This is a genomic window from Candidatus Anaeroferrophillus wilburensis, assembly GCA_016934315.1.
Taxonomy (GTDB): domain Bacteria; phylum Desulfobacterota; class Anaeroferrophillalia; order Anaeroferrophillales; family Anaeroferrophillaceae; genus Anaeroferrophillus; species Anaeroferrophillus wilburensis.
Map to the genome: position 1 here is coordinate 1 of JAFGSY010000018.1, position 4,358 is coordinate 4,358.

Consider the following 4,358-nt stretch of genomic DNA (forward strand, 5'->3'; position numbering starts at 1 on the left):
AATAATTCGTAACAAACGCAGTAAAATCAAGCCTGATTTAGTGAAAATAGCGGCTTAACCCTCTAAAAACTTTAGACTGTCAAGATTAAATGATATCAAGGTTATATGTTTTGTTAAAATCTTATGTTCAGGGAATCAATTTTATGCCATCGCCGCAGCGAATGGTGCCCCCTTCAAGGACACGTCCGAATACTCCCTTTTTTGGCATGATGCAGTCGCCGGCCTGATAGTAAATGGCGCATTTATTGTGGCACTCTTTGCCTATCTGGGTAATTTCGACTACGGCACGTTCCCCAAGCTGAACCTTGGTGCCGACCGGCAGATTTTCCCAGGCAATCCCGACGGTGGCAATGTTCTCGGCAAAGTCACCAAAGGTTACCGCAAGTCCCTGTGCCCTGGCCAAGGCAATGTTTTCTGCTGACAGAAAACTCACCTGCCGGTGCCAGTCGCCGGCGTGGGCGTCGCCTTCAAGGCCGTGGCCTTTTTTGAGCAGGGCTTCCTCCACCTGGTTTTTTCTGGTGCCTTTCTTTTTACTGATGGTGATTGAGACTATCTCCATTATACCCCCGTTATCTTCCGATCAGGAATATCCCCTGCGCGGCTCTCAGAGCCGGCAGGAAGGTGATGATATGGCCTTCCCTTTCCTGGTGTGATGTCTTGATGGCAGCTTCGCGGATGATGGTAAAACCGGTCTCCCGGGCAAACTTTCTGAAGTCCTTTATCGTGATCACCCGAATGTTCGGCGTGTCATACCACTGGTAGGGCAGATGTTTTACCACTGGCGCATGTCCTGTACAAAGAAGCTGCAGGCGGATTTTCCAGTGGCTGAAATTAGGGAAGCTGACCACCGCTTTTTTGCCGATTCTGAGCATTGACTGGATCAGGCTCAACGGCGCAAAAACCTGCTGCAGCGTTTGGCTGAGGATGACATAATCAAAACTGTCGTCCGGGTAATCCTCTACTTCCTCATTGATGTCGCCCTGGAGAACAGAGAGCCCCTTCGCTATGCATCGCGCAACTTTTGATTCATCAATTTCCACTCCGGTTTCTTTCACCTGCTTCTGTGTTTTAAGATAGTGAATCAGGTCGCCATCCCCGCAGCCAAGGCTCAATACTTTGGACCCCGGCTCAATCCAGGAGGCAATCAGTCTGAGGTCATAGCGAATCCTGGTGTTGTCATAATTCCTGATACACACGTTCCAGAAACCCTTTCAGTAGATTCGTCAATCGGTTGCTGGGCAGCAGAAACGCATCGTGTCCCCACTCGGCATCGATTTCACAAAAGCTCACATCAAGGCCGTTTTTCTTCATGGCCTTGACCATCTTTTTTGACTGGTATGTCGGGTAGAGCCAGTCGGAAGTAAAGGAAACCACAAGAAATTTTACGGTTGTGTTGGAAAATGCCTTAACAGAGGTGCCGCCATGCTGTTGTTTCAGATCAAAATAATCGGCCGCCTTGGTGATATACAAAAAAGAATTGGCATCAAATCGTTCGACAAACTTTGCGCCCTGATGGCGGAGGTAGCTTTCAACCTGGAAGTCGGCAGCAAAATTAAATGAAAAGGAGTCCTTCTCCTGAAGTCTTCTGCCGAATTTCAGCCGCATGGATTCATCTGACAGGTAGGTGATGTGGCCGATCATCCTGGCAACCGAAAGTCCCAGCGCCGGTTTGTCGCCCGAGTAGTAGTCACCATGGTTCCAGTTGGGATCGGCAATGATGGCTTGCCGGGCCACCTCGTTGAAGGCGATGGCGAGTGCCGAATGCTGCATGGTTGTCGCCAGGGGGATGCCTGAAACGACCATCTCGGGATAACGCAGGCACCATTCCAGGACCTGCATGCCGCCGACTGAGCCGCCGATCACCGCAAGAATCCTGGTGATCCCCAGATGATCCACCAGCGCCTTCTGGGCCTGAACCATATCGCCAATGGTTACCATGGGGAAATCAAGTCCGTAAGGTTTCCCGGTGCCCGGATTGATGGATGACGGACCGGTTGTGCCCATGCAGCCCCCGAGGATGTTGGAGCAGACGACAAAATACTTGTCCGTATCAATCCCTTTGCCCGGGCCGACCATGATATCCCACCAGCCGGGCTTGCTGTCGTTTTCACTGTAATAGCCGGCCACATGGGCATCTCCGGTAAGGGCGTGGGTCACCAGGATGACATTGCTTTTATCCTCGTTCAACATGCCGCAGGTTTCATAAGCGATCGTTATCGGCCCCAGGGTCGCGCCGCTCTCCAGAACCATTTCATTGGGGGGGCCGGCGAAGGTGAACGTCTCTTTCTTGACGGTGCCGACCGATATCAGCTCCCTCGTATGTTCGCTATACTCGCTCATGATTCAATCGCGTCAAGTGCCTGTGCCAGGTCTTCCCTGATGTCATCGATGGTTTCGATGCCGATTGACAGTCGGATCAGGTCTGGCGTGATGCCGCCGGCCGCCTGTTCTGCTTCGGAAAGCTGTGAATGGGTGGTGCTTGCCGGATGGATGGCGAGGCTTTTGGCATCGCCGACATTGGCAACGTGCGAAATCAGCTTCAGGTTGTCAATGAACCTGTGCCCGGCTTCCAGGCCGCCTTTGATGCCAAATACCACCATGCCGCCAAAGCCGTTTTTGAACTGCTTAGACGCTGTTTCATACGTCGGGTCCGTTGTCAGACCGGGATACCGCACCCATTGCACTTTTGGGTGTTCAGCCAGGTAGTGGGCAATACTCAGGGCATTGTCACAATGTCTCTGCATCCGCAAAGGGAGGGTTTCGATCCCTTGCAGAAAGAGCCATGCGTTATCCGGACTGATGCAGGCGCCAAGGTTCCTTAAAGGCACCAGCCTCATTCTGAGGATGAAAGCCAGCGGATTCAGCTCCCCGAGGTCGTGGGCATACCGCAGGCCGTGGTAGGAGTCATCCGGTTCGTTGTAAAAACAAAATTTGGCATCCGTCCAGTCAAACCTGCCGCCGTCGATAACGATGCCGCCTATTCCCGTGCCATGCCCCCCAAGCCATTTGGTAAGGGAGTGGACCACGATGTCCGCGCCGTGCTCCAATGGCTTGCACAGGTAGGGGGTGGTAAAGGTTGAATCGACCACCAGCGGCAGGTGGTGCTTTTGGGCGATCTTTGCAATCGCGTCCAGGTCAGCGACATCAAGGACGGGATTGCCAATGCTCTCGGTATAAAGCATTCTGGTTTTTTCATTGATTGCCTGTTCGAAATTCTCAGGTTTGAGGGGATCAACAAAAATGACCTTGATGCCAAGGTTGGGCAGAATGTTGTTGAACATGGTAAACGTGCCGCCATAGAGATTGCCGGCTGCAACAACTTCATCGCCGTGGCCGCAGATATTGATGATTGAATAAAAAATGGCTGTTGTCCCGGATGCCAGGGCCAGTGCCGCCGCTCCACCCTCAAGGGCAGCCATCCGTTTTTCCAGCACATCCTGGGTTGGATTCATGAGCCGGGTATAGATGTTGCCCAACTCCTTTAAGGCAAAAAGATTGGCAGCATGTTCTGTATCTCTGAAAACATACGAACTTGTCCGGTGCACCGGTACGGCGCGGGCACACGTCTCATCAAGAGTAATGCCGGCATGCAACGCTAAGGTTTCAAATCCATAATGGTCAGCCATTTTTTATTCCCCTCTTTGTTCCGGTGGTCTGATCGCTAACCAGCGAAGACAGGACAGCGCATTGCCGGCAAAGCTTTATTTTTTCATCCCAGCTTCCCTGGGGTCTGCCGGCACAGGTGGTGCCGTTGATGAACCAGCAGAGATCGCCGGCGTTGAATTCCCATGCCGGACACTTTTTTCTCTGCTCTGGCGAACATTTCGTAATCTGCCAGCAGGGTTTTCTGTTTTTAGCATCAACCGCAGCCCGGGAAGCCAGAAACAGGACCTGCCTCTCCACATCAGCTGGTATGACGCGCCACCCCTGTTCATAACTGTGAACGGCCTTGATGGATTTCCCCAAAAGTTCTGCCATCTCTTTCTGGGTTTTATCTAATTTCTGCCTGAAATCTTTGAACTCATTGCTGTGCATGCAGGTTACTTCCTGGCTGATATGTATTGTCTTATCCGGTTTTTTTATGCCACAATGTGGTATTTAATGTCAACGTAAATCCCCCCTTTCCTGGGCGTCAACCGGTGAGATTTCTACAGCTGGCGCGTGGATGGCCGGATCAGTTGAGCGATCTTTATTTTGAAGCAAGTGAGAACGAGAGTCGTCAGGATAGGAGTTGGATGTTTAAAAGCAAAAGACAGGTTGCGACGTGAAATTCTAAGCGGCTGGCTATTGTAGTCGGGAAGTTCGGGCGTCAATCAGTGGAGGTGGCTTCCCCCCCCCCCCCCCCCGGGGGGGCCCCC

At 52.1% G+C, this 4,358-nt stretch carries 5 protein-coding genes; all 5 read right to left on the minus strand.

The genetic code is table 11. From position 1 onward, the window contains the following. Positions 1–127 precede the first annotated feature (127 nt). From JXO50_04430 to JXO50_04450, 5 genes are read right to left on the minus strand one after another with little or no spacing between them, the layout of a single operon-like run. The gene (locus tag JXO50_04430) at positions 128–559 is read right to left on the minus strand and encodes an MOSC domain-containing protein (protein ID MBN2332337.1); all 432 of its coding nucleotides are present in this window, start codon (positions 557–559) and stop codon (positions 128–130) included. Positions 560–569: 10 nt separating this feature from the next. Next, a complete protein-coding gene (gene metW / locus JXO50_04435) occupies positions 570–1,166 on the minus strand; it encodes a methionine biosynthesis protein MetW (GenBank protein MBN2332338.1) in 597 nt (198 codons plus the stop codon). Between the two features lie 10 nt (positions 1,167–1,176). Then, positions 1,177–2,340 carry a homoserine O-acetyltransferase gene (locus JXO50_04440; GenBank protein ID MBN2332339.1) on the minus strand — a complete coding sequence of 388 codons (1,164 nt, stop codon included), beginning with the start codon at positions 2,338–2,340 and terminating at the stop codon, positions 1,177–1,179. After that, positions 2,337–3,626, minus strand: a complete 1,290-nt coding sequence (locus JXO50_04445) for an O-acetylhomoserine aminocarboxypropyltransferase/cysteine synthase (protein MBN2332340.1) — start codon at positions 3,624–3,626, stop codon at positions 2,337–2,339. The genes JXO50_04440 and JXO50_04445 overlap by 4 nt, the downstream gene beginning before the upstream one ends. Then, positions 3,619–4,035 (minus strand): helix-turn-helix transcriptional regulator, encoded by a 417-nt coding sequence (locus tag JXO50_04450; protein MBN2332341.1) that lies wholly within the window; start codon positions 4,033–4,035, stop codon positions 3,619–3,621. The genes JXO50_04445 and JXO50_04450 overlap by 8 nt, the downstream gene beginning before the upstream one ends. Between the last annotated feature and the right edge of the window lie 323 nt (positions 4,036–4,358).